The organism is Cereibacter sediminicola (assembly GCF_007668225.1).
GTDB classification, from domain to species: domain Bacteria; phylum Pseudomonadota; class Alphaproteobacteria; order Rhodobacterales; family Rhodobacteraceae; genus Cereibacter_A; species Cereibacter_A azotoformans.
Genome location: NZ_VDEK01000012.1, coordinates 83,789 through 107,379, shown reverse-complemented (window position 1 = coordinate 107,379; position 23,591 = coordinate 83,789). Strand labels below are relative to the sequence as shown.

Here is a 23,591-nt window from a genome sequence, read left to right as displayed (position 1 = left end):
CTTTCACTCCGGAAAAATATCCTCGGGGGGTCCGGGGGGCAGACAGCCCCCCGGCGGCCCGCCGCTCCACCCCGCCATGACAGCTTGGATCCTCTCCCTCGAAGGCACCGAAGCCGGAGCGCGGCTCGCGCTCCTTCTCGCGCTGACCTCGGCCCTGGCCCATGCCTGCTTCGGCGCGCTGCAGAAGGGCCGGCACGATCCCTGGCTCGCCCGCGGCGCGATCGACGTCTTCATGGTGCTGCTGTCGGCTCCGGTCGCGTTGTTCCTCGTGCCCTGGCCCCGCGGCTTCGAGTGGCTGGTGATGGCGGGGGTGATGGCGATCCACCTCGCCTACAAGATCGCGATGGCGCGGGCCTATTCGCGCGCGGCCTACACGGTCGTCTATCCGGTCGTGCGCGGCGTGGGGCCGCTGGCGACGCTGGCCTTCGCGGCCCTCCTTCTGGGCGAGCATTATGTCGGCATCCAGTGGCTGGGCGTGGCGCTGCTGTCGGGGGCGATCCTCATGCTCGCGCGGCTCAACTTCACCTCGAGCCCGCACATCGGGCGCATCGACCTGCAGGCGGGCCTTGCCTGGGCCTTCGCCGGAGGCATCATGGTTGCGATCTACACGACCTACGACGCCTGGGCGATCCGGCTCATGCCCGATCCCTTCACCTTCCTCGCCTGGTTCTTCCTGATGACCTCGCTCGATTTCCCGCTGATGCTGGGGTACAGGCTTCTCAAGGCGCGGCAGATCCCCGAGGCGGCCGGCGCGCTGGCGCTGCGCGGGTTCGTGGGGGCGCTGATCGCCTTCGTGAGCTTCGGGGGCGTGATGCTCGGGACGCGGCTGGGGAAGGTGGCCGAGGTGGCTTCGCTGCGCGAGACCTCGACCCTCTTCGCCGCGGCGATCGGCTGGCTGTTCCTCGGCGAGCGGTCGGGGCCGGCGAAGATACTGCTGATGGGCCTGATCGCCCTCGGCGCGATACTGGTGCAGGCGGGATGAAAGGGAGAGAGATGGCAGAGCGGATCAACCCCGTGGTCAAGGCGGCGCTGGAGTGGGGGCCGATCGCGGCCTTCTTCTTCGGCTATGTGCAGCTGAAGGACGAGACCTTCGCCCTGGGCGGCACCGATTACCAGGGCTTCATCGTGGTGACGGCCGCCTTCATCCCGCTGATGGTGATCTGCACCGGCCTGCTCTGGCGGCTGACGGGCAAGCTCTCGCGGATGCAGGTGGCGACGGTGGTTCTGGTCGTGGTGTTCGGCGGCCTCTCGGTCTGGCTGAACGACGAGCGGTTCTTCAAGATGAAGCCCACCATGATCTACCTGCTGTTCGGCGCCCTTCTCGGCATCGGGTTGCTGCGCGGGCAGAGCTGGCTCAAGCTGGTGCTCGAGGAGGCGGTGCCCCTGCAGCCTGAGGGCTGGATGGTGCTCACTCGGCGCGTGATGCTGTTCTTCTTCGTGCTTGCCGCGGCGAACGAAGCGGTCTGGCGGTTGATGAGCACGGACGCCTGGGTCAATTTCAAGACCTTCGGGCTGCCGCTGGCGATCTTCGCCTTCTTCATGACGCAGGGCGGGCTTTTCAGGCGCTACGGGCTGGAGCGCGAGGACAAGGCCTGAGCCGCGGCCAGCCTGGTGGGCGTGCGCGAGTGATGGGAGAAGGCCGGGGGCTCTGCCCCCGGACCCCCGGGATATTTGGGCGAGAATGAAGGGAGGCGCGCCGCCCTTCGGGAGGGATCGGCGGGCTTCCGTCAGGCGCGGTAGAGCGGGATCGGCCTCACCGCGGACTGGAACTCGGTGAGCACCCGCTCGGGGCCGTGGGTCTGCGCGAGCCGCAGCAGCGCGAAGCGGATCTCGGCGATCTCGCGGTAGTAGCTCAGGTAGGCGGCGTTCAGCGTGGCGCCCGTCACCGCGCCGAGCACGGGCACGGCCTGGGCCATGAGTTTCTGGCCAAGCGCCGCGGCAAGCCTGGGCGCGACCGAGGCCACGACCTTGCCGACCGCGGCCCCGCTGAGCGCGATGCGGGCGCCGATGAAGCTGGTGTTCACGCCGTCGTCACGCTTGAGCGGGCTGCCCGCGCCGAAGATGCGCAGGCATTCCACGCGGATGGCCGGATCGTCCGGGTCGAAGCCTTCGGCTTCGGCCGCGCGGCGGATGGCATGCATGATGACGGTGATCGTCACCGGCAGTTCGGCGATCGAGGTGGCAAGGCCGCCCGCGCCTCCGGCCGCGCCGGTGAGGGCCACGAGAGCGGGCGTGGCGCGCCGTCCGAGGTCGGGGGCGGCACGGCCCGCCGCCGCGAGCCGGTGGCTCTGCTCGAGGGCGCGGCGCGTCACCGTCTCGATCTGGCGCTGGAGCGGGGCCGGCAGCAGCGCCATCCGCTCTTCGAGCGAACCGCCGAGGCGGTTCATCAGGGCCATCACCGGACCGTTCGCGCGGTCGAACCGCAGGGCGAGCGCCGCGATCTCGGCTTCGGGACTGGTGCGCAGGGCGGGGAGGCGGCTGTTTGCGGTCATGCGACAAGAGGTAGGATCGGCCCGGGCGTTCGGCAATGGCCGCGAAGGCGCGTCAGCCGGCCTTCGTCACCGCCCCCTCGACACCGTCCCACGCGCCTGTCACCAGCGGCATCCCCAGGACGCGCTCGGGGTTCGTGGGCGGGGGCATCTCCACCCGCTCGAGCTTGCGGAAGCCGAAGCGCCGGTAGTAGGGCGCGTCCCCGACCAGCATCACCCGCTCCCACCCGAGTTTTCGTGCCTCGGCCAGGGTTTCGGTGATCAGGAGCGCCCCCAGCCCCTCGCCCTGCCGTGTCGGATGGACCGCCACCGGCCCGAGGAGCAGCACCGGCTTGTCCGCCACCTTCACCGGCCAGTAGCGGATGGCCGCGGCGAGCGTGCCATCCTCGTCCCGCAGGAGCGCGCAGAGGTCCGCCACCGTCGGCACCCCGTCGCGCAGCCGGTAGGAGGAAAGCGCCGTGCGGCCCGGAGCGAAACAGAGGTCGTAGAGGGCCTCGACTTCCCACCAGTCGGCATCACGTTCCTGTTCAAGGCGATACAAGCCCGCTCCCCCTGCCCGGTTTCGGCTGGAACGGCGCGTAACACGCAGGCAGAACGGGATCAAACCGGAAAGGAGACCCATGTTCTACCGCCCCGAGGATGGCCACGGCCTGCCCCACAACCCCTTCAACGCCATCGTCGCCCCGCGGCCGATCGGCTGGATCTCGACCCGCGGGCCGACGGGGGACAATCTTGCGCCCTATTCCTTCTTCAATGCCGTGGCCTATGTGCCGCCGCAGGTCATGTTTGCCTCGACCAGCACGAAGGACAGCCTTGCCGCCCTCCGCGAGAGCGGGGTCTTCTGCGTGAACATCGTCGAGGAGGCGGCGCTTTCCCGGATGAACGCCACCTCGGCGGCCTTTCCCAGGGGCACCGACGAGTTTCTCGAGGCGGGCGTGGACAAGGCCGAATGCCGGACCATCGACTGCCCGCGCGTCGGGGATGGGCCGGCATCGCTCGAATGTCGCGTGACGCAGGTGGTCGACCTGCTGGGGCGGGACAATCATCTGGTGCTGGGCGAGGTCACGGGCGTCCATCTGCGCGACGACTGCCTGCGCGACGGGCGGTTCGACGTGACGACCTTCCGCCCGATGGCGCGGCTCGGCTACCGCGACTATGCGGTGATCCGCGAGGTGATCGAGCTGTCGCGCCCGCCGGGCGGCTGAGACGCCTGTATTTCGCGCTTCGTGAGTGACAACGGCGATTTATCGCACCCGGAAACGGCCCGTTGACGCTTTCAACCGGGCGGCGGCGGGCCTAGTGTCCTGCCGGTCAATCAACCGGGGACAGCAATGAAGACCATGATCGGGGTGATCGGCGGTTCGGGGGTCTATGAGATCGACGGGCTGCAGGATGCGGTCTGGACGAAGGTCGAGACGCCGTGGGGCGATCCGTCGGACGAGATCCTGGTGGGCACGCTCGAAGGCGTGCCGATGGCCTTCCTGCCACGGCACGGGCGCGGCCATGTCCACAGCCCCTCCACCGTGCCCTACCGCGCCAACATCGACGCGATGAAGCGGCTGGGTGTCACGGACCTCGTCTCGGTCTCGGCCTGCGGCTCGTTCCGGGAAGAGATGGCGCCGGGCGACTTCGTGATCGTGGACCAGTTCATCGACCGCAGCTTCGCCCGACCGAAATCCTTCTTCGGCTCGGGCTGCGTGGCGCATGTCTCGCTTGCCAATCCGACCTGCCCGCGCCTGTCGGCGCTCTGCGCCGAAGCGGCGCGCGCGACCGGCGTCACCGTCCACGAGGGCGGAACCTACCTCTGCATGGAGGGGCCGCAATTCTCGACGCTGGCCGAGTCGCTCCTCTACAAGAGCTGGGGCTGCCATGTCATCGGCATGACCAACATGCCCGAGGCCAAGCTCGCCCGCGAGGCCGAGATCTGCTACGCCTCGGTCGCGATGGTCACCGACTATGACAGCTGGCACCCCCACCACGGCGAGGTGGACATCACCGCGATCATCGCCACGCTGGGGGCCAACGCCGACCACGCCCGCGGGCTGGTGGCGGGCCTGCCCGCCCGTCTGGGCGCCGCGCGCGACGCCTGCCCGCACGGCTGCGACCGGGCGCTCGAACATGCGATCATGACCGCTCCGGCCAAGCGCGACCCGGAGCTTCTGGCGAAACTCGACGCGGTCGCGGGCCGCGTGCTGAAAGGCTGAGGCGATGACGAACAAGTCGGTCCGGGACTACATCCGCACGATCGTGGATTTCCCGCACGAGGGGATCCTCTTCCGCGACGTGACCACGCTCTTCGCGGACCCGCGCGGCTTCCGCATCGCCATCGACCAGCTTCTGGCGCCCTATGCCGGGATGCGGTTCGACAAGGTGGCGGGCCTCGAGGCGCGCGGCTTCATCCTCGGCGGCGCGGTGGCCCACCAGCTCTCGACCGGGTTCGTGCCGATCCGCAAGAAGGGCAAGCTGCCGGGCCGGACCATTTCGGTAAGCTACCAGCTGGAATACGGCGAGGCGGTGGTCGAGGTGCATGACGACGCGATCCAGGCGGGTGAGCGGATCCTGCTGGTGGACGATCTGCTCGCCACCGGAGGCACGGCCGAGGCCGGCATCCGGCTGATCGAGCAACTCGGCGGCGAAGTGGTGGGCTGCGCCTTCGTGGTGGACCTGCCGGACCTCGGCGGCCGCAGGAAGCTCGAGGCGATGGGCATGGAAGTCCACGCCCTCTGCGCCTTCGAGGGGCTCTGAGGATCGTTCTTAACCCGACGTTAGGGATTTGGGCCTAAAAGCGGAAGAGCCGGGCGACCGGTCGCTGCTTGCAGGACGTGACCTCAACCCCAGCCTTGCCCCGCCGGTCGCTCCGGCGGGGCATTTCGGTGACGCCCCGCGCCTCAGGCCATGCGCAGGACGGCGCCCGGGTTCATGATCCCGTGCGGATCCAGCGCCGCCTTGATGGCCCGCATCGCCGCCAGCCGGGCCGGATCCCCGTAGCGTTCAAGCTCGGCCACCTTCAACCGTCCGATCCCGTGCTCGGCGCTGATCGAGCCGCCCGCCGCATGGACAAGATCATGCACGCAGCGGGTGATCGCGGCGCGCAGCGGCTCGTAGTCCTCGCGCCGCCGGCCGGGGGCCGGGAAGACGTTGTAATGCAGGTTGCCATCGCCCAGATGGCCGAAGCAGTTCACCCGCAGCGCCCCGATCCGGGCAAGCGCCGCGCCCGCCTCCTCGACAAAGCGCGCAATCTCGCCCAGCGGCATCGAGATGTCGTGGCTCGCGATCGAGCCGATGCGGCGGTTGCCCTCGGGAATGTTCTCGCGAATCGCCCAGAAGTCCGTGCGCTGCGCCAGCGACCGGGCCACGAGCCCGTCCGAAACCAGCCCCGCCTCCAGCCCTTCGGCAAAGAGCGCCTCGAGTTCAGCCGCCGGGTCCATCCCCTCGGCAAGCCCCAGATCCACCAGAACCGTCCAGACCGGAGGCTCGGCAAAGGGCTGGCGCAGCCCCGGCATGGTCTCGGCCAGAAAGTCCAGCCCCTGCCGGTGCATGAGTTCGAAGCCCGTCACCAGCGGGCCAAGCCTCCGTTGCGCCCGTCCCAGCAGATCGAGCGCGGCGGCGGGATCGCGCACCGCCAGCAGCGCCGCCCCCTCGGCTGCGGGCGGTCGAACAAGCTTGAGGCTGGCCGCCGTGATGATCCCCAGCGTGCCTTCCGCCCCGATCAGCAGGTTCCTCAGATCGTAGCCCGTGTTGTCCTTCCGAAGCCGCTTCAGCCCGTGAAGGACCGAGCCGTCGGGCAGCACCGCCTCAAGCCCGAGGCAGAGATCGCGGGCGTTGCCGTAGCGCAGCACCGCCGTTCCTCCCGCGTTGCAGGCGAGGTTACCGCCGATCCGGCAGGAGCCTTCCGAGGCGAGCCACAGCGGGAACAACCGCCCCGCCGCCTCGGCCGCCGCCTGCACGTCGGCGAGGATCGCGCCCGCCTCGACAAGGATCACGTTCTCCGAGGGAAACAGCCCGCGCACGCGGCTCATCCGCTCCAGCGAGACGAGGAGCGGCAATGGCCCCTCGCCCATCACCTGCCCTCCCACGAGGCCCGTTCCGCCCCCGATCGGCACGATGCCCACGCGCGCCTCGGCGCAGGCCGCGACAAGAGCGGCCACCTCCTCCGTCGAACGCGGCAGGGCCACCGCTCCGGCCCGCCCCAGGTGGCGGCCGCGCGGCTCGGTCAGATGATGGGGCCGGGGCTGCGCCAGCGTCCCCGGCGGAAGTCGTCGGGCAAGGCCGGCCAGAAAGGCGTCATCGGCGGGGTTCAGCATGGGCACCTCCGGCGCCTCTCTATCCCCCGCCCGCCCCTCAGTCCACCCAGGCGGGATCGAGCACCATGATCGTCGGCCGCCGCGGCAAGGAGTCCAGCGACAGCTCCAGCTCGGGCCCCTCGATGCGCACCAACTCGAACTCCGCCTGCATGTTCGACAGGAACATCTCCAGCGAGCGCCCCGAGAACCAGTGCATCGGCAGCACCACCGAGGAGCGCAGCCGGCTCACGACATTCTGCATCGTCTCGAGATTGACCGTATAGCCGCCATCCACCGGCACCATCAGCACATCGAGCCGGCCGAGCGCCGCATATTGCCCCGCGTCCGGCTCGTGGTGCAGGTGCCCCAGATGGCCGATGCAGAGACCCGCCACCTCGAAGACGAAGATCGAGTTGCCGTCCTTGCGCACCCCCTCGCCCCAGCGCGAGCGCACATCGGTGGGCACGTTGCGCACCAGCATCTCGCCCAGGTCGAGGTGATGCTCGGCCCGCCCCCCCTCCTGCCACCCCGGCAGGACATGCGCGATGCGCGGATCGGGGAAATCGGTCCAGTGGGTCGAATGGGCGTTGTTCATGGTGGCCACGTCCGGCACCACGTCGCGCTGCCCCAGCATCCCCGTGTAGTCGGTCGCCGCCACCAGCCCGCCCGGTGTCTCGATCAGGAAGGTCGCATGATGGACATAGCGGATGCGCACCCGGTCCTCGGCCAGCGGATCCCCGAAGGCCGCGCTCATCACCCGTTCGGGCCCTTCGGCCAGCGCGATGCAATGGCTCGGCGTGCGCTCCTGAGCTTCGGCCGCGACAGGAAACGCGAGGACAAGGCTCGCGAGGGCAGGTCGGATCATCGGCGGCACCTCCAGCGCCGAAGCCTAGCAGCGGTCGCCCGCGCCGCCATTCACAGCTGCGTCAGACCACGCCCGCCCCCTCCCCCATTCATTCTCGCACAAATATCCTGCGGGGGGTCCGGGGGGCGCAAAGCCCCCCGTGCGACCGTCGCCGCCCTCAGCCCGCGTCCGTCCGGCCCCGCCGATCACCGCGCAGGTTGGCGTAAAGCACATGGTTCCGCCAGCGGCCGGCGATCTGCAGGTAGCTCTGCGCCACGCCTTCATACTTGAACCCGCACTTCTCCAGCACGCCGCGTGAGGCCGCGTTCTCGGGCAGGCAGGCCGCCTCGATCCGGCTGACATCCAGCGCGTTGAAGGCATGGTGGACGATCCCGAGGATCGCCTCGCGCATGTAGCCCTGCCGCGCGTGGGGGCGGCCGACCCAATAGCCGAGCGTCCCCGCCTGTGCGGGCCCCCGGCGGATGTTGTCGAGCGTGATCGCACCCAGAAGCGCCTGATCCTCGCGGCGGATCAGCACGAGCGGCAGGGCCGTGCCCTGGCTCTCGGCGCGGGCGGCCCAATAGACACGGTTGGTAAAGGCCTTGCGCGTCAGATGATCCGACGACCAGACCGGCTCCCAGGGCGTGAGGAAGGCCGCGCTCTCGGCGCGCAGCGCCGACCAGTCGCGCCAGTCGAAATGCTGCGGCAGCCGCAGCGTCATGCGCTCGGTCTCGATCCGGACCTTCCGGCGCAGTCCGAGCATCAGGCCGCCAGCCGCTCTCGGATCTGCTGGAGCGCGGGCGCCTGCTCGGCCGGCCCATAGAGGGCAAGCGCCGACCGCGCCTGGGCCATCCGCTCGGCACAGTCCCGCACGGCCCCCACGGTCACGGAATCGATCTTCTCGACCGCCTCGTCCACCCCCGGCACCCGCCCCCAGATCGCCAGCAGACGCGCCAGACGCTCGGCCCGGCTCGACGGGCTCTCGAGGCCCATCAGCAGGCCGGCCTTCAGCTGCGCCCGCGCGCGGGCGACCTCGGCTTCGGACATGTCCTCGGTCGCGCGACGCAGCTCGTCGATGGTGAGGCCCGCCAGATCGGCCACCTCCTCGCCCGAGGTGCCGGCGTAGATCGTGATCTGCCCGGTATCCTCGTAGGCGCCCGACTGGGCGAAGATCGAGTAGCAGAGGCCGCGTTCCTCGCGCACCTTCTGGAACAGGCGCGAGGACATGCCGCCCCCAAGCGCCATCGCATAGACCTGTGCCGCGTAGACATCGGGGGCGCGGTAGTTCGGCGCCTCGAAGGCCATGGCGAAATGGACCTGCTCGAGCGATTTCAGCTCGCGCCGTTCGCCGCCCAGGAAGTCCGCCCGCTGCATCGGCCTGCGCCCGACGGGCTTCAGATGCCCGAAGAGCGCCTGCGCCTGCGCCAGGATCTTCTGGTGATCGACGCCCCCCGCCGCGGCGAGGATCATGTGGTCGGGCCCGTATTGCTCGCCCACGAAGCGGGTCAGATCGTCCCGCGTGAAGGACGACACGCGCTCTTCGGGGCCGAGGATCGTGCGGCCGAAGGACTGGTCCGGGTAGGAGACCTCCTGCAGCCAGTCGAAGATGATGTCGTCGGGCGTGTCGAGCGCCTGCCCGATCTCCTGCAGGATGACGTGGCGCTCGATCTCGATCTCCTTCGGGTCGAAGACCGGGTTCAGCACGATGTCGGCGATCACGTCGAGCGCAAGGCGGGTGTCGGCCTCCAGCACGCGGGCGTAATAGGCCGTCATTTCGCGCGAGGTGTAGGCGTTGATGTAGCCGCCGACATCCTCGATCTCTTCGGCGATCTGCAGCGCCGTGCGGGTCTTCGTGCCCTTGAACGCCATATGCTCAAGGAAATGGGCGATCCCGTTCTGTTCGGGCCGCTCGTGCCGGCCGCCCGCGGTGATCCAGATCCCGATCGAGGCCGAATGCAGCCCCGGCATATGCTCGGTGACGATGCGGAAGCCGTTGGGAAGGGTGTCGAGGAGGACGGTCAACGCCCGGTCCTTTCGAGGATAAGGGTTTCGAGGGCGGCAAGGTCGTTGGGCACGCGCGTCACCCGCTCGGGCCGCTCGAAGAGATCGGCCATGCGGGCGGGCAGCGGCGGGCGGACGCCGGTGGCGGCCTCCACCGCGTCGGGGAACTTGGCGGGATGGGCGGTGGCCAGCGTCACCATCGGCTCGGGGCCGAGGTGCTCCTGCGCCACCTTCACGCCTACGGCGGAGTGCGGGCAGAGCACCTCGCCTGTCGCTGCGTGCGTGGCGCGGATGGTGGCCAGCGTCTCCTCCTCCGAGCAGCGGCCCGAGGCGAAGGTCTCGCGCAGCACACCCAGCGCATTCGGCGAGATGCGGAAGCCACCCTGCTTCAGCTCGTCCATCAGCGCGGCCACCGCCGCCCCGTCGCGGCCATAGGCGTCGAACAGCGCGCGCTCGAAGTTCGAGGACACCTGAATGTCCATCGAGGGGCTGATCGAGGGCGTCACGCCATGCGTGGCGTAATCGCCCGAGGACAGCGCGCGGTGCAGGATGTCGTTCTGGTTGGTGGCCACCACAAGGCGCTTGATCGGCAGGCCCATGCGCCGGGCGATGTAGCCCGCAAAGATGTCGCCGAAGTTGCCGGTGGGGACGGTAAAGCTCACCTCGCGGTGCGGCGCGCCGAGGCTGGTGGCGGCGGTGAAGTAATAGACCACCTGGGCCAGCACCCGCGCCCAGTTGATCGAGTTCACGCCCGCAAGCCCCACCGCGTCGCGGAAGGCAAAGTCGTTGAACATGTCCTTCAGCCGGGCCTGGCAATCGTCGAAATCGCCATCGACCGCCAGCGCGTGCACGTTCGCCTCGGCGGGCGTCGTCATCTGGCGGCGCTGCACCTCGGACACCCGGCCATGCGGGAAGAGGATGAAGACATCGACGTTGGACAGCCCCCGGAAGGCCTCGATCGCGGCCGAGCCGGTGTCGCCCGAGGTGGCGCCCACGATGGTGATGCGTTGCCCGGTCCTGGCCAGCGCCGCCTGGAACAGCTGGCCGATCAGCTGCATGGCGAAGTCCTTGAAGGCGAGCGTCGGGCCGTGGAACAGCTCGAGCAGGAAGTGGTTCGGCCCCAGTTGCACCAGGGGCGCGCGCGCGGCATGGCCGAACCCCGCATAGGCCGCGTCGATCAGGCCGCGGAACTCATCATCTCCGAAGGTGTCGCCGACGAAGGGGCGCATGATGCGGAAGGCCACCTCCTCGTAAGGCAGGCCCGCCAGCGCCGCGATCCCGGAGGCGTCCAGCGTCGGCACCGTCTCGGGCACATAGAGGCCGCCATCGCGAGCGAGGCCCGTCAGCATGGCCTCGCCGAAGCCGAGAACCGGAGCCGCACCGCGAGTCGAGATATATTGCATCGTTACCGCCTTCATTCCGTCCGACGCCTGATACGCCAGAGCAGAAGAACTGTCATCCCCAGCCAGAGGACGGCAAGAGAAAACCACGTCACCGCATAGCCGAGATGGTCGTTCGGAATACCTTCGGTGCCGACGGGCCACGGCTCGATCTCGTCGCCGGTGGGCGTGCCTGCCACGACAAGGACCGGCTCGGTTCCCAGCGCCTCGGCGAGGGCCGGCAGGTCGCGGGCGAACCAGATGCCCGAGACGGGATCGGGCGAGGGCGTGAAGCCGTCCACCTCGTCGGGCCAGACGAGGTTGCCGGTCAGGCCCGCCCCGACTGCAGTGCGCGGCAGGCCCCGATCCGGCTGCGGCAGGAACCCGCGGTCGATCAGGATCCGCCGGCCCTCGTCGGTCTCGAAGGCCGAGATCACTCGGTAGCCCGCGCCGCGGTCCTTGCGGCTGACCAGAACATCCAGATGCTCGCCCGTGAACCGGCCCGACACGGTGACGGGCAGGTAGCGGTCACGCGCCGCTTCGGGCGCCTCGGGCAGCGTGACGGGCGGGGCCGCGACGCGCGCCTCGATCTCGGCCAGCACGCCCTCCTTCCAGTGCAGGCGTTGCACCTGCCACATCCCCAGCGCGACGAGGATCGCGGCGCCGATCAGGCCGAACAGGAGGGGCAGGATCATCCGGCGGATCATGGGGCAGGTCCTCGATGCAAAAAGGCGCGCGCCTTGCGGCCCGCGCCTTGTGGTTCAACTGCACTGCCGGGGGCAAGCCCGGATGACGGACATGGCCGGCCGCGGTGTCCCTACTGGCCCCAGACGTAGATCGAGGCAAAGAGGAACAGCCAGACCACATCGACGAAGTGCCAGTACCAGATCGCCGCCTCGAAGCCGATGTGCTTCTCGGGGGTGAAATGGCCGCGCTGGACGCGGATCAGGCAGACGAGCAGGAAGATCGTGCCCACGATGACGTGGAAGCCGTGGAAACCCGTCGCCATGAAGAAGTTCGCGCCGTAGATGTTGCCGGCGAAGCCGAAGGCCGCGTGGCTGTATTCGTAGGCCTGGAAGAAGGTGAAGAGGATGCCGAGCGCGATGGCGAGCGTCAGGCCCCAGACCACGTCGCGCCGGTTGTTCTCGTGCACGAGCGCGTGGTGCGCCCAGGTCGCCGCGCAGCCCGAGCAGAGCAGGATCAGCGTGTTGATCAGCGGCAGGTGCCAGGGATCGAAGGTGATGATCCCCTCGGGCGGGAAGATGCCGTCGATGGCCGGGCTCTCGGGTCCCATCGGATAGAGCGCGTGCTTGAAGAAGCTCCAGAACCAGGCCGCGAAGAACATCACTTCCGACATGATGAACAGGATGAAGCCCCAGCGCAGGCCCAGACGCACCACCGGCGTATGGTCGCCCACGAGGCTTTCGGCCACCACGTCCGACCACCAGCCGAACATCGTGTACAGCACCAGCACAAGCCCGATCAGCCCGAGCCAGGGCCCCGAGCCGTGCATCCAGAGCACAGCTCCGAACAGCATGACGAAGGCCCCGACAGAGGCCAGGAAGGGCCAGATCGAGGGCGGCAGGATGTGGTAGTCGTGGTTCTTGGCGTGGGCCATGGTTCCCCCCGGATGGCGTCTTGGGTCAGTTCACGTCGGTGCCGGCGGGGCGGGCGGCGAGCGCGGCCTGCTCCTCGGGCAGTTCGGTCTGGTGGAAGGTGTAGGACAGGGTGATCTGGCGCACATAGCGCCCGTCGCGGTCCTTCACGATGGCGGGATCGACATAGAAGCTCACCGGCATCTCGACCCGTTCGCCCGGCGCCAGCACCTGCTCGGTGAAGCAGAAACAGGCGATCTTGGCGAAGTAGCCTCCGGCGGCATCCGGCGTGACATTATAGCTGGCCGTGCCCGCCACGGCGCGGTCGGTCGGGTTGTAGGCCTCGTAGAAGGCCAGCCCCGTCTCGCCGATGCGGACCTCCATCTCGCGCTGGAGGGGGCGGAACTCCCACGGCATCCCGGCCTCGCGCGAGGCGTCGAAGCGGATCCTGATGGTGCGGTCGAGCACCTCGGCGGGCGCCTCGGAAGCGACCGCGGTCGTGCCGCCGAATCCCGTGACCCGGCAGAACCAGTCATAGAAGGGCACGGCCGCGAACGAGGCCGCGCCCATCACCACGACCACGCCCACCAGCCAGCCGGCCGTCTTCTGATGCGGCGAAAGACTCATCGCGCGACCACCCCCGGCGGGGCATGGGCGAAGGCGCCGCGCTCGCCCAGCTGCGAGACCTTGGCGACCGTCAGGCCGAACACGACCAGGATGAAGGCGGCCAGCGTGACCCCCAGCCCCACGTTGCGGCCGAGCCTGCGGCGGTGGATCTCGTGTTCGGCGCGGATGGTCATGTCACCAGCCTCCCAGTCCGTAGGGTCTCAGCGCGGCCTCGGCGAGGATCGCGCCGAAATGCAGGAAGAGGTAATAGAGCGAGAAGCGGAAGAAGCCCTTCTCGGTGCGGTAGCGGTCCGCCTCGGCCTCGGCCTCGTCGCGCCGCCAGATGCGGACCGCGCCCCGCAGGAGCCACCCGTTGAGCGCGAGCGCCACCGCGAGGTACAGCGGCCCGCCGATCCCGGTGAAGGCCCCCGCCACGGCCAGGGGGGCCAGAAGCAGCGAATAGGCCAGCACATGCCCGCGCGTGACCCGTCGGCCGTGGGTCACGGTCAGCATGGGCACGCCCGCGTCGGAATAATCGGACTTCATGAAGAGCGCGAGCGACCAGAAATGCGGCGGCGTCCACATGAAGATCAGCGCGAACATGAAGAGCGACTCGAGCGAGACTCCTCCCGTGGCCACCGCCCAGCCGATCATCGGCGGGAAGGCCCCCGCCGCACCGCCGATCACGATGTTCTGCGGCGTCGTCCGCTTCAGCCACATGGAATAGACGACCGCGTAGAAGAAGATGGTGAAGGCCAGCAGCCCCGCAGCGAAGAGGTTGGTGGCAAGGCCCAGCATCACCACCGCGATCCCCGACAGCGCGAGCCCCAGCCCCAGCGCCTCGCCGGGCTGGACGACACCTGCCGGAACGGGCCGGTTGCGCGTCCGCTTCATCACCCGGTCGATGTCGGCATCCCACCACATGTTCAGCGCGCCCGAGGCCCCTGCCCCCAGCGCGATGAAGAGGATGCCCGTCAGCGCGATCATCGGATGCACCGTCACCGGCGCCACCAGAAGGCCCACCAGCGCCGTGAAGACCACAAGCGACATGACGCGCGGTTTCAGCAGGGCGAAGTAGTCGCCGAACCCGGCCTCCTTCGGAACCTCGGTGATGCGGATGTCGGTCATGCAACTCTCTCCTGCGGCAACTCGTCAGTCCTGCTGTCGAACGTGGCGCGGGCGGTATCCGTTCCAGCCCTCATTCGACGGCGGTTCCGGCACCGCCCGCCGGGGCCAGCGCCGAAAGCTCGTAGGTGCCGCCGCGGGCCTGATCGAGCCAGGCGGCATAGGCCTCTTCCGAGACGACCTTGACCGTGATCGGCATGTAGGCGTGGGAGATGCCACACAGCTCGGAGCACTGGCCGAAATAGACGCCCTCGCGCTCGGCCCGGAACCAGAGTTCGGCCAGACGGCCGGGCACGGCATCCTGCTTCACCCCGAACGAGGGCACGGTCCAGGAGTGGATGACGTCGGCGCCGGTGACCTGGACGACCACGGTCTTGTTGACCGGCACGACCATGGCGGTGTCCGTGGCCAGCAGGAACTCGTCACGGCCATAGCCCGCCTCGATCAGCTGCTGCTCGACCTCGGGCGTCAGCCGGTTGTCGCCGCCGGTCGCGGGTGAGCCGATCATGTAGCTTTCGAACGAGATCTCCTCATCGGGATATTCATAGCCCCAGTACCACTGGTAGCCCGTGACCTTCACCGTCACGTCCGCCTCGGGGATCTCCTGCTGATTGAAGAGAACGGGCAGCGAGAAGGCCCCGATCGCCACGAGGATGAGGATCGGCACGATCGTCCAGGCGATCTCGAGCGGCGAATTGTGGGTGAAGCGGGCCGGAACGGCGTTGCGCGTCTCGTGGAAGCGCCAGGCGGCATAGAGGATGAGAAGCGTGACGAAGATGGTGATGGCAGCGATGATGACGAGGATGAACCCGTCGAGCCAGTGGATCTGCGTCGCGACCGGACCCGCCGAGGGCTGGAAGCCGGTTCCGCCCTGCACGGGCTTTCCGATGATCTCGAGGCTCTGCTGCTGCGCGCTGGCAGCCCCGGCCGCAACAAGCCCCGCCACCCACGTGGCGCATCCGGTCAAGGTCGTGAATTGTCTCATGTTCAGATCCCGTTGGCTCTCGCCGGCCGTCACGCCGCCTGCCCGCCGCCCGGAAACCGGGCAGATTCCCGTTGTTCCTGAACCGATTGAGACCATATTAGTTTCAGGACGACAAGGAAAACGATGCGTCAAAGCGTCATCATTTGATCTGAATCAAGGACAGTGCCTATGACAGATTCGGCTTTCCGCCCGTTCCAGACCCATCTGGACGAAGCCGCGGCTCTCTCTCTTCTGCGCGAGGCGACGCGGGGCGCGGATGACGGCGAACTCTTCCTCGAACGGTCGCGGTCGGAGTCGCTGGTGCTGGATGACGGGCGGGTGAAGACCGCAAGCTACGACGCCTCCGAGGGATTCGGCCTGCGGGCCGTGCGGGGCGAAGTGGCGGGCTACGCCCATTCGACCGAGATTTCCGAGCGCGCGCTGCGGCGGGCCTGCGAGACGGCGCGGCTTGCCGTGGGCGACGGCGGCGGCACCATGGCCGCCCCGCCCGCAGGCACGAACCGCAAGCTCTATGCCGATGCCGATCCGATGGCCGACGCGGCCTTCCCCGTGAAGATCGAGCTGCTGCGCGAGATCGACGCCTTCGCCCGCGGGCTTGATCCGCGGGTGATCCAGGTGTCGGCCACCGTGGGCGCCGGCCTGCAGGAGGTCGAGATCCTCCGCCCCGAGGGCGCGCGGCTGGCCGATGTGCGGCCGATGGTGCGGATGAACGTTTCGGTGATCGTCGAAGAGAACGGGCGGCGCGAATCGGGCAGCTTCGGCGGCGGCGGCCGCCATGGCCTCGCGAAGCTGATGGAGCCCGGCTGGTGGCAGGCCGCCGCGCGCGAGGCGGTGCGGATCGCCACCGTCAACCTCGAGGCGGTGCCCGCGCCGGCGGGCGTGATGGATGTCGTGCTCGGCGCGGGCTGGCCCGGCATCCTGCTGCACGAGGCCATCGGCCACGGGCTCGAGGCCGACTTCAACCGCAAGAAGACCTCGGCCTTCGCCGGCCTGATGGGGCAGCGGATCGCGGCGCCGGGCGTGACGGTGCTGGATGACGGCACGATCCCCGACCGGCGCGGCTCGATCTCGGTCGATGACGAGGGGACCGCCTCGAACCGGACCGTGCTGATCGAGGACGGGATCCTCGTGGGCTACATGCAGGACCGCCAGAATGCGCGGCTGATGGGGACGGCCTCGACCGGCAACGGCCGCCGCGAGAGCTATGCCCATGTCCCCATGCCGCGGATGACCAACACCTACATGCTGGGCGGAGACGCCGACCCCGCCGATATCGTGGCCGATCTCAGGGACGGGATCTACGCCGTGGGATTCGGCGGCGGGCAGGTGGACATCACCAACGGCAAGTTCGTCTTCTCCTGCACCGAGGCCTATCTGGTGAAGGACGGCAGGATCGGGGCGCCGGTCAAGGGCGCCACCCTCATCGGCGACGGCGCGACCGCGCTGCGCGAGATCCGCGCCATCGGCAACGACATGAAGCTCGATGCCGGGATCGGGAACTGCGGCAAGCAGGGCCAGTGGGTACCGGTGGGCGTGGGCCAGCCGACCCTGATGATCGGCGGCCTGACGGTCGGTGGCAGCCGCACCTGACGCGCCGCTTTCCGACCGCCCCCTCGGCCGAAGGGGCGTCGATCCTGCGGGCGTGACGACCACAGACACAGGGGCCGCGCAAAGGATTGCGCGGCCCCTTTTCGTGCAACCCTGGCCTTCAGACCACCGCCGGCACCGTGGCCGGAACGGCGACCCGCCGCTTGACCAGCGCGAGCGCGAGCACGGTAACCGCCGTTCCCGCGACCAGCGCCACGCCGAAGCCCACGAGGTTGGAGACGGCGTTCGGGATCGGCAGCACGAAGATCCCGCCATGCGGCACGCGCTGCGCAACGCCCAGGGCCATGCAGATGCCGCCCGCCACCGCCGAGCCCGCGATGAGGCTCGGGATCACCCGCAGCGGATCGCGCGCGGCGAAGGGAATCGCGCCCTCGGTCACGAAGGCAAGGCCCAGCACGAAGGCCGCGTTGCCGGCCTCGCGCTCTTCGGGCGTGAAGCGGCCGGGGATGATGCGTGTGGCCACGGCCAGCGCGATGGGCGGCACCATGCCCGCGCACATCACCGCGGCCATCGGCTCCAGCACATTGGCCGCGATCAGCGTGGTGGCGAAGGCATAGGCCGCCTTGTTGACCGGCCCGCCCATGTCCACCGCCATCATGCCGCCGATCAGCAATCCCAGCGCCGCGGCCGACGATCCCTGCATCCCCTGCAGCGCCTCGGTGATGATGGCGAGCAGCCGCGCGGTGGGCTCGCCCACCACATAGAACATCATGAGCCCGGTCAGCGCCGCCCCCAGCAGGGGCAGGATCAGCACGGGCTTCAGCCCCTGCAGCGTCTTGGGCAGCCGGATCGCGCGGTTGAGCCAGAGGACGCCGTAACCCGCGATGAAGCCCGCGACGATCCCGCCGAGGAAGCCCGCACCGATGGTCCCCGCGATCACCCCGCCGGTCATGCCGGGGGCAAGACCGGGGCGGTCGGCGATGGACCAGGCGATGTAGCCCGCCAGCGCCGGCACCATCAGCGTGAAGGCTCCGTTGGCGCCGATCTGGAACAGCGTATGGCCGAGCGTGCCGGCATACCGGTCCTCATAGACGTAGATCCCGCCGAGGGCGAAGGCGATCGCGATCAGCAGCCCCCCGGCGACGACGAACGGCAGCATGAAGGAGACGCCGGTCATCAGGTGCTTGTACACGCCTACCTTCTTGGCGTCGGGCGCGGCGGCTTCGGCCGAGGCGGAGCCCGCCTGAACCCGCGCCTCCTGCTGCGCCTTGCGGATCAGCCCGGCCCCGTCGGTGATGGCGGGCTTGGTGGGCGAGAAGAACACGCGCTTGCCGCCGAACCGCGACAGCTCCACCTGCTTGTCCGCCGCGATGATCACGAGGTCGGCCGCCGCGATCTCGGCGGGCATCAGCTCGTCCTGCGCGCCGACCGATCCCTGCGTCTCGACCCGGATCTGGTGACCCTGCGCCCGCGCGCCCTCGACGAGTCCCTCGGCCGCCATGAAGGTGTGGGCGATGCCCGTCGGACAGGAGGTGATCGCCACGATCTTCAGCGCACCCGTGGCCGCCGGGGCGGCCGCCGGGGCTGCGTCGCCGCTCCCGGCACGGGCCAGCACGCCCGGCGCGTCCTCCAGCACCTCGGCCAGCGTGGCGCGGGCGGTCGGGCGGCCGGCAAAGCGGGCCTCGTCGGCATCCGCCCCGCCCGGCTCGGCCACCAGCAGGACCTGGCCCGCGCCGCTCACCGCCTCGGGCGGCAGCGGGTCGGTCACGGTGTCCTTGGTGCGCAGCTCGACCGCGATCCCCTGCCCCACAAGCTGCGCGGCCTTGCGCAGGGCTTCCCGCGCGAGCGCCGCATGTGGCCCGAAGCTGCCCGTCGAAATGACGGCGACGATGCCTGTCATGTCCTCTCTCCCTCATCGGCCATCGGCCCGGCGACGCGGATCCAGTCCGCCACCGCCACCCGTTCCACGCGCGCCTCGAGGGCACGCACCTCGTCTATTCCCGGCAGGTGAGGGCCGGAGTTGCGCAGCTTGGCCGCGGCGAAGGCCGTGGCCCGCGCGGCGGTGGCCTCAAGGTCCAGCCCCTCGACCAGCGCCGAGGCGAGGCCCGCCACCATCGCATCGCCCGCGCCGACCGTGCTGCCGCGCGACAGTTCCACCGGCCGCGCGAGGACAGCGCCCGCGGCCGAGCAGAAGAGCGCCCCTTCGGTGCCGAGCGAGACGACGACCAGCGCGATCCCGCGGGCGGCGAGTGCGCGCGCGGCCTCGGCCAGTTCGGCCCGGTCGGCGAGGCTGCGCCCGGCCCAGCCCTCCAGCTCGTGCCGGTTCGGCTTGATCGCATCGGGCAGCACCGGCGCGGCCAGCACCTCGACCAGCGCCTCGCCCGAGACATCGCACAGCACCCGCGCGCCCCGCTCTCGCGCCAGCGCCGCCAGACGGGCGCTGACAGAGGCGGGGAGACCCGCGGGATGGCTGCCCGAGATGACCACAAGCTCACCCTCGGCCACGACGGACAGGCTGTCGGCCAGAGGCCCGAGATCCGATGCGCCGGCCGGAAAACCCGGCAGGTTCAGGTCGGTCGTGCGCCCGCCCTCCTCGAGGATCTTGACGTTGGTGCGGGTCTCGCCCGGCATCCGCACCATCCGGTCCGCGATGGACTTGCCGGAGAAGAGCGCCTCGAAGGGGGCCGCATTGGCGCGGCCCAGAAGGCCGTGCGCCATCACGTCCACGCCCCAGTCGGCCAGCACCGAGGCCACATTCACCCCCTTGCCGCCCGGATCGTGGCGGACGGCCGAGGCCCGGTTCACCTCGCCCACGGCCAGATGCGGCAGGCTCACGGTCTGGTCGATCGCCGGATTGAGCGTGACGGTGTGAACGCGGCTCATGGCGCCTCCGCAGCCAGCGCGCGCACCGCTTCGGCGTCCGGGCAGGCCAAGGCCCGCCGGGCCAGCGCCTGAAGCGCCGGGCGATCGGACTGGCGCAACCGCTCCTTGACGGCGGGAATGTCGCGCGGCGTCATCGACAGCTCCTGCACGCCAAGCCCGGCCAGCAGCGCCGCGCCGAACGGGTCGCCCGCGATGCCGCCGCAGACGCCGACCCAGCGGCCATGCACCTCGGCGCCCTTCACCGTCAGGTCGATGAGGCGAAGGACGGCGGGATGGAGGCTGTCCGCCTCGGCCGCGAGCTGCGGGTTCTGCCGGTCGATGGCGAGCGCATATTGGGTCAGGTCGTTGGTGCCGATCGAAAAGAAGTCGGCATGGGCCGCCAGTTCGGCGGCCAGCAGCGCGGCCGAGGGCACCTCGACCATGATGCCCAGGGGCACAACGGGCGCCGCCAGCTCCTGCCGGATCCGCTCGCAGGTCTCGCGCAATTCCAGCAGCTCGCCGCGCGACGTCACCATCGGGAACATGACCGATATCTGCGATCCGCTCGCCGCCGCGCGGTAGATCGCGCGCAGCTGCGGCAGAAGCAGGTCGCGGCGGCGCAGCAGCAGCCGCGCGCCGCGCACGCCGAGGAAGGGGTTTTCCTCGCGCGGCAGGTCGAGATGGGTCACCTGCTTGTCGCCGCCGATATCAAGGGCGCGGATCACCAGCGGCCGCCCCTCGAGCGCGCGGGCCATCGCGCTGTAGGCCTCCATCTGCTCGTCCTCGGTCGGGCTTTCGCTGCGTTCGAGGAACAGGAACTCGGTGCGCATCAGGCCGACGCCCTCGGCGCCCTGTTCCAGCGCGAAGGCCGCCTGCTCGGCCAGATTGATGTTGGCGCCAATGTCGATCCGGTGCCCGTCGCGGGTGGTGGCCGGCAGCGCCCGCGCCTCGGCCGCCCGTGCGCGGCGGGCCTCTTCCGCGGCGATCCAGTCGCGCGCCGAGGCGAGATCCTCCTCGCCCGGATCGAGCCAGAGCCGCCCCCCATGTCCGTCAATGATGGCCCGCGTGCCACTCTCCAGCCTGTCCACGCCGGCGCCCGCGCCGACGACGGCCGGCAGCCCAAGGGTCCGGGCCAGGATGGCGGTGTGCGAGGTGGGCCCGCCCAGCGCCGTCACGAGACCCGCGACCCGGTCCGCATCGAGCCCCGCGGCATCCGAGGGCGAGATGTCATCGGCCACGAGGATCGTGCCCTCGGGCAGGTCCGACAGGCTCGACCGGGCAAAGCGCGCGTCGATATGGGCCAGCACGCGCCGGCCCACGTCGCGCAGGTCGGCCGCGCGCGCGGCCAGAACCGGATTGCGCAGCGCCGAGAGCCGCGCCGCCATGTCCTCGTAGGCGCGGTGCCACGACCAGGCGAGACCGTGCCCCTCCACCAGCCACTGCGAGGCGAGCGTGATGAGATCGGGATCGGCCAGCAAGCCCGCCTGCGCGCGGAAGATCGCCGCGTCCGACTCGCCCAGCCTGCGCCCCGTGTCGTCGGCGAGCGCGTGGAGTTGTTCGGCCGTCTGGGCAAGCGCGACATGCAGGAGGTCCGCCGCGCGCCCCAGCTCGATCGGCTCGTCAGGGATCTCCATCCCCTCGGGCTGCATCCGCACGATCCGCCCGATGGCAAGGCCGGGCGCGGCGGGCACGCCCTCGACGGCCTGCGCCGCACCGGACGGCAGCCAGCCGCCGGCGGCCGCCGTGGCCCGGCGCTTCTCTTCGGCGCGGGCCGCATCCGCCTTCTCGCGCGCGCTGAGGCCGGTCAGGGTGGCCTTCATGGCGGCAAGCGCCTCGGCCGCCCCCTGCCCCTCGGCCGAAACCGTCAGCAGGTCGCCCTGCTTCAGCCCGAGGCCCAGAAGCGAGATCATGTTGCGCGCGTCGGCCATCTCCGAGCCGTGGCGCACCCGGACCCGGCAGGGAAAGCGGCGCGCGGCCTCGGCCCATTCGGTCGCCGGGCGGGCATGAAGCCCCGTGGGATAATCCATCGTCCAGTCGAACTTCTGCGCAAAGTCGGTTGCCGGCTCGCCCGCGGCTTCGACCCGCGCCGCCAGCCCGTTCAGCGCATCCGACAGGGCCTGCCGGTCGTCGGTGGCCGCCAGCGCCGCCAGCCGCTCCTCGTCCTGCAGGAGCCGCGTCAGCCGGCGGAGGATGTCGATGTGCCCGTCCGACCGCGCGGCGATGGCCACGACGAGGCGGGCCCGCTCGCCCGCGTTCCACTCGACACCCTCGCGCACTTGAAGCACCGCGATGGCGTCCTGCAGGATCAGGTCCCGATCCTCGACCGTGCCGTGCGGGATCGCGATCCCCTTCCCGAGATAGGTGTTCGAGACCGCCTCGCGCCGCATCATGCTGGCCTCGAAGCCCGGTCGCACGCACCCGGCCGCGACAAGGGCCGCCGCCACCTGCGCAATGGCCTCGTGCTTGGTGGCCACCTGCGCGTCCAGCGTGATCAGCTCGCGCGGCCCCCGTCCCGGCGCCGTCAATGACGTCATCGACTCCTCCCCAGATCGCTCATGGATTCACCTTACCGAATTGTGGAAACGTTTCCACTCCATTTTTCTCTGAGGAGGCCATTTTCGCCGCTGATCGGGATCTTCTTGCGTTGCAGGCAGCCGCGCGTCATTCTCGGCCCCGATCCAACTGGAAACGATTGCGCATGACCGTCAGCATCAAGGATGTCGCCCGTGCGGCGGGCGTGGCGCCCTCCACCGTCTCGCGGGCGCTTGGAAAGGGGCCCGTCAGCGCCGAAGTGCGGGCACTGGTCGAGGCGGCGGTGGCCGCGACGGGATACCGGCCCAACCTCTCGGCCCGCCGGCTGCGCTCGCAGGCTCCGACCACCGTGGGTCTGGTGCTGGCCGACATCCGCAACCCGTTCTTCACGCGCCTGAGCTTTGGCGTCGAGGATGCGGCCTACCGCGCGGGCCTCCGGGTCTTTCTCTGCAACACCGACGAGGACCCCGCGCGCGAGGCGATGCATCTCGAGATGATGGCGGGCGAACGGGTGAGCGGGCTGATCCTTGCCCCCACCCGCCAGTTGCAGCCCGAGGCTCTGAAACGGCTCAGGATGCCGGTGGTGCTGGTGGATCGCGACCCGGAAGGCGCCGGCTGCGACGCCGTCACGCTGGACAACGAGGGGGCGATGCGGGCGCTGGTCGATCATGTGGTGGCGAGCGGGCGGCGGCAGATCTCGGGCCTCTTCGGGGCGAACAGCTTCACCGGCGAGGCGCGGGCTGCGGGCTTTGCGCGGGCGATGGCGCGCCATGGGTTGCCTGGGCCCGTCCACCGCGCGGCGCCCAATGCGGCCGCCGGCTATGCCGCCCTCGCCGACTGGCTCGGGCACGAGCGGCCCGAGGCCCTGATCGTGAGCAACGGGCTCTTCCTCGAGGCGGCGGTGCGGTTCTGCCATGACCACGGCCTGTCCATCCCGCGCGATCTGGCGCTTGCCGGCGTGGACGACGATCCCTGGACGGGCATCGTCAATCCGGGCCTGACGGTGCTGCGCCAGCCGGCCGAAGCGATGGGCCGCGAGGCGCTCTCGCTCTTGCTCGCCCGGCTCGACGCGCCCGAGCGTCCCCGCCGCAAGCTGGTGCTCGAAAGCGAGCTTGTGCCCCGGGCCTCGACGGCCGACCTGCGCGAGGGCGCCTGACGACGAAGACCAGGCCCGGCCCGCGGCCTTCCGCAACGGCAGGCAGGAACAGGCCGCTGCGCCCCTTGTTTCCGCAGCATCCCAAGCTGCGAGGCACCCATGGAACCGAAGGACAAGGGCCTCTTCGTGCTCCTGCTCTTTGCGCTCAGCGCGACATCGGCAGGCATGATCGTCAACGTCTGGCCC

At 69.9% G+C, this 23,591-nt stretch carries 23 protein-coding genes; 7 read left to right on the top strand and 16 right to left on the bottom strand.

What is annotated here, in order from left to right:
* Positions 1-76 precede the first annotated feature (76 nt).
* The gene (locus FG154_RS10505; RefSeq protein WP_145107424.1) at positions 77-982 is read left to right on the top strand and encodes a DMT family transporter; all 906 of its coding nucleotides are present in this window, start codon (positions 77-79) and stop codon (positions 980-982) included.
* Positions 983-993: 11 nt separating this feature from the next.
* Positions 994-1,596 (top strand): inner membrane-spanning protein YciB, encoded by a 603-nt coding sequence (locus FG154_RS10500; RefSeq protein WP_145107422.1) that lies wholly within the window; start codon positions 994-996, stop codon positions 1,594-1,596.
* Positions 1,597-1,727: 131 nt separating this feature from the next.
* Here the strand turns inward: FG154_RS10500 and FG154_RS10495 are convergent, their stop codons facing one another.
* A complete protein-coding gene (locus FG154_RS10495) occupies positions 1,728-2,492 on the bottom strand; it encodes an EcsC family protein (protein WP_145107420.1) in 765 nt (254 codons plus the stop codon).
* A 52-nt stretch (positions 2,493-2,544) separates the two neighbouring features.
* Entirely contained in the window at positions 2,545-3,030 is a 486-nt protein-coding gene (locus FG154_RS10490) for a GNAT family N-acetyltransferase (RefSeq protein ID WP_145107417.1), read from the bottom strand.
* Positions 3,031-3,109: 79 nt separating this feature from the next.
* Here FG154_RS10490 and FG154_RS10485 point away from each other — a divergent pair, with 79 nt between their 5' ends.
* The 3 genes from FG154_RS10485 to FG154_RS10475 all read left to right on the top strand — a co-directional run bounded on the left by FG154_RS10485 (position 3,110) and on the right by FG154_RS10475 (position 5,234).
* Positions 3,110-3,694: a flavin reductase family protein gene (locus FG154_RS10485; RefSeq protein WP_145107415.1), complete on the top strand. Its 585-nt coding sequence runs from the start codon at positions 3,110-3,112 to the stop codon at positions 3,692-3,694.
* 126 nt (positions 3,695-3,820) lie between these two features.
* Positions 3,821-4,693 (top strand): S-methyl-5'-thioadenosine phosphorylase, encoded by an 873-nt coding sequence (locus FG154_RS10480; RefSeq protein WP_145107413.1) that lies wholly within the window; start codon positions 3,821-3,823, stop codon positions 4,691-4,693.
* A 4-nt stretch (positions 4,694-4,697) separates the two neighbouring features.
* Positions 4,698-5,234: an adenine phosphoribosyltransferase gene (locus tag FG154_RS10475; protein ID WP_145107411.1), complete on the top strand. Its 537-nt coding sequence runs from the start codon at positions 4,698-4,700 to the stop codon at positions 5,232-5,234.
* 143 nt (positions 5,235-5,377) lie between these two features.
* Here the strand turns inward: FG154_RS10475 and FG154_RS10470 are convergent, their stop codons facing one another.
* From FG154_RS10470 to coxB, 11 genes are all read right to left on the bottom strand, one after another.
* Positions 5,378-6,793, bottom strand: a complete 1,416-nt coding sequence (locus FG154_RS10470) for an FAD-binding oxidoreductase (protein WP_145107410.1) — start codon at positions 6,791-6,793, stop codon at positions 5,378-5,380.
* 37 nt (positions 6,794-6,830) lie between these two features.
* Positions 6,831-7,637, bottom strand: coding sequence for an MBL fold metallo-hydrolase (locus FG154_RS10465; protein ID WP_145107408.1), 807 nt, complete (start codon positions 7,635-7,637; stop codon positions 6,831-6,833).
* A gap of 157 nt (positions 7,638-7,794) precedes the next feature.
* Complete coding sequence (locus tag FG154_RS10460) at positions 7,795-8,379, bottom strand: GNAT family N-acetyltransferase (protein ID WP_145107406.1); 585 nt, start codon at positions 8,377-8,379, stop codon at positions 7,795-7,797.
* Positions 8,379-9,638 (bottom strand): M16 family metallopeptidase, encoded by a 1,260-nt coding sequence (locus FG154_RS10455; RefSeq protein WP_145107404.1) that lies wholly within the window; start codon positions 9,636-9,638, stop codon positions 8,379-8,381. The genes FG154_RS10460 and FG154_RS10455 overlap by 1 nt, the downstream gene beginning before the upstream one ends.
* On the bottom strand, positions 9,635-11,020 hold the full coding sequence (gene thrC, locus FG154_RS10450; RefSeq protein ID WP_145107431.1) for a threonine synthase: 1,386 nt from the start codon (positions 11,018-11,020) through the stop codon (positions 9,635-9,637). The genes FG154_RS10455 and thrC overlap by 4 nt, the downstream gene beginning before the upstream one ends.
* Positions 11,021-11,031: 11 nt before the next feature.
* Positions 11,032-11,703 carry an SURF1 family protein gene (locus FG154_RS10445; RefSeq protein WP_145107401.1) on the bottom strand — a complete coding sequence of 224 codons (672 nt, stop codon included), beginning with the start codon at positions 11,701-11,703 and terminating at the stop codon, positions 11,032-11,034.
* Between the two features lie 110 nt (positions 11,704-11,813).
* Positions 11,814-12,614: a cytochrome c oxidase subunit 3 gene (locus FG154_RS10440; RefSeq protein ID WP_145107398.1), complete on the bottom strand. Its 801-nt coding sequence runs from the start codon at positions 12,612-12,614 to the stop codon at positions 11,814-11,816.
* A gap of 25 nt (positions 12,615-12,639) precedes the next feature.
* The gene (locus FG154_RS10435; protein ID WP_145107396.1) at positions 12,640-13,218 is read right to left on the bottom strand and encodes a cytochrome c oxidase assembly protein; all 579 of its coding nucleotides are present in this window, start codon (positions 13,216-13,218) and stop codon (positions 12,640-12,642) included.
* The gene (locus FG154_RS10430) at positions 13,215-13,391 is read right to left on the bottom strand and encodes a hypothetical protein (RefSeq protein WP_011907671.1); all 177 of its coding nucleotides are present in this window, start codon (positions 13,389-13,391) and stop codon (positions 13,215-13,217) included. The genes FG154_RS10435 and FG154_RS10430 overlap by 4 nt, the downstream gene beginning before the upstream one ends.
* A gap of 1 nt (position 13,392) precedes the next feature.
* Positions 13,393-14,325, bottom strand: coding sequence for a heme o synthase (gene cyoE / locus FG154_RS10425; protein ID WP_145107394.1), 933 nt, complete (start codon positions 14,323-14,325; stop codon positions 13,393-13,395).
* Positions 14,326-14,395: 70 nt separating this feature from the next.
* Entirely contained in the window at positions 14,396-15,307 is a 912-nt protein-coding gene (coxB, locus tag FG154_RS10420) for a cytochrome c oxidase subunit II (RefSeq protein WP_145107392.1), read from the bottom strand.
* Positions 15,308-15,475: 168 nt separating this feature from the next.
* Here coxB and tldD point away from each other — a divergent pair, with 168 nt between their 5' ends.
* The gene (gene tldD, locus FG154_RS10415; protein ID WP_145107389.1) at positions 15,476-16,897 is read left to right on the top strand and encodes a metalloprotease TldD; all 1,422 of its coding nucleotides are present in this window, start codon (positions 15,476-15,478) and stop codon (positions 16,895-16,897) included.
* Between the two features lie 118 nt (positions 16,898-17,015).
* Here tldD and FG154_RS10410 read toward each other — a convergent pair whose 3' ends face one another.
* The 3 genes from FG154_RS10410 to ptsP are packed head-to-tail and all read right to left on the bottom strand — an operon-like array spanning position 17,016 to position 22,251.
* Entirely contained in the window at positions 17,016-18,755 is a 1,740-nt protein-coding gene (locus tag FG154_RS10410) for a fructose-specific PTS transporter subunit EIIC (RefSeq protein WP_145107387.1), read from the bottom strand.
* Positions 18,752-19,738, bottom strand: a complete 987-nt coding sequence (gene pfkB / locus FG154_RS10405) for a 1-phosphofructokinase (protein ID WP_145107385.1) — start codon at positions 19,736-19,738, stop codon at positions 18,752-18,754. Before pfkB ends, FG154_RS10410 begins: the two co-directional genes overlap by 4 nt.
* Positions 19,735-22,251, bottom strand: coding sequence for a phosphoenolpyruvate--protein phosphotransferase (gene ptsP / locus FG154_RS10400; protein WP_145107383.1), 2,517 nt, complete (start codon positions 22,249-22,251; stop codon positions 19,735-19,737). The genes pfkB and ptsP overlap by 4 nt, the downstream gene beginning before the upstream one ends.
* Before the next feature lie 164 nt (positions 22,252-22,415).
* Here ptsP and FG154_RS10395 point away from each other — a divergent pair, with 164 nt between their 5' ends.
* A complete protein-coding gene (locus FG154_RS10395; protein ID WP_145107381.1) occupies positions 22,416-23,405 on the top strand; it encodes a LacI family DNA-binding transcriptional regulator in 990 nt (329 codons plus the stop codon).
* Positions 23,406-23,591: the final 186 nt, after the last annotated feature.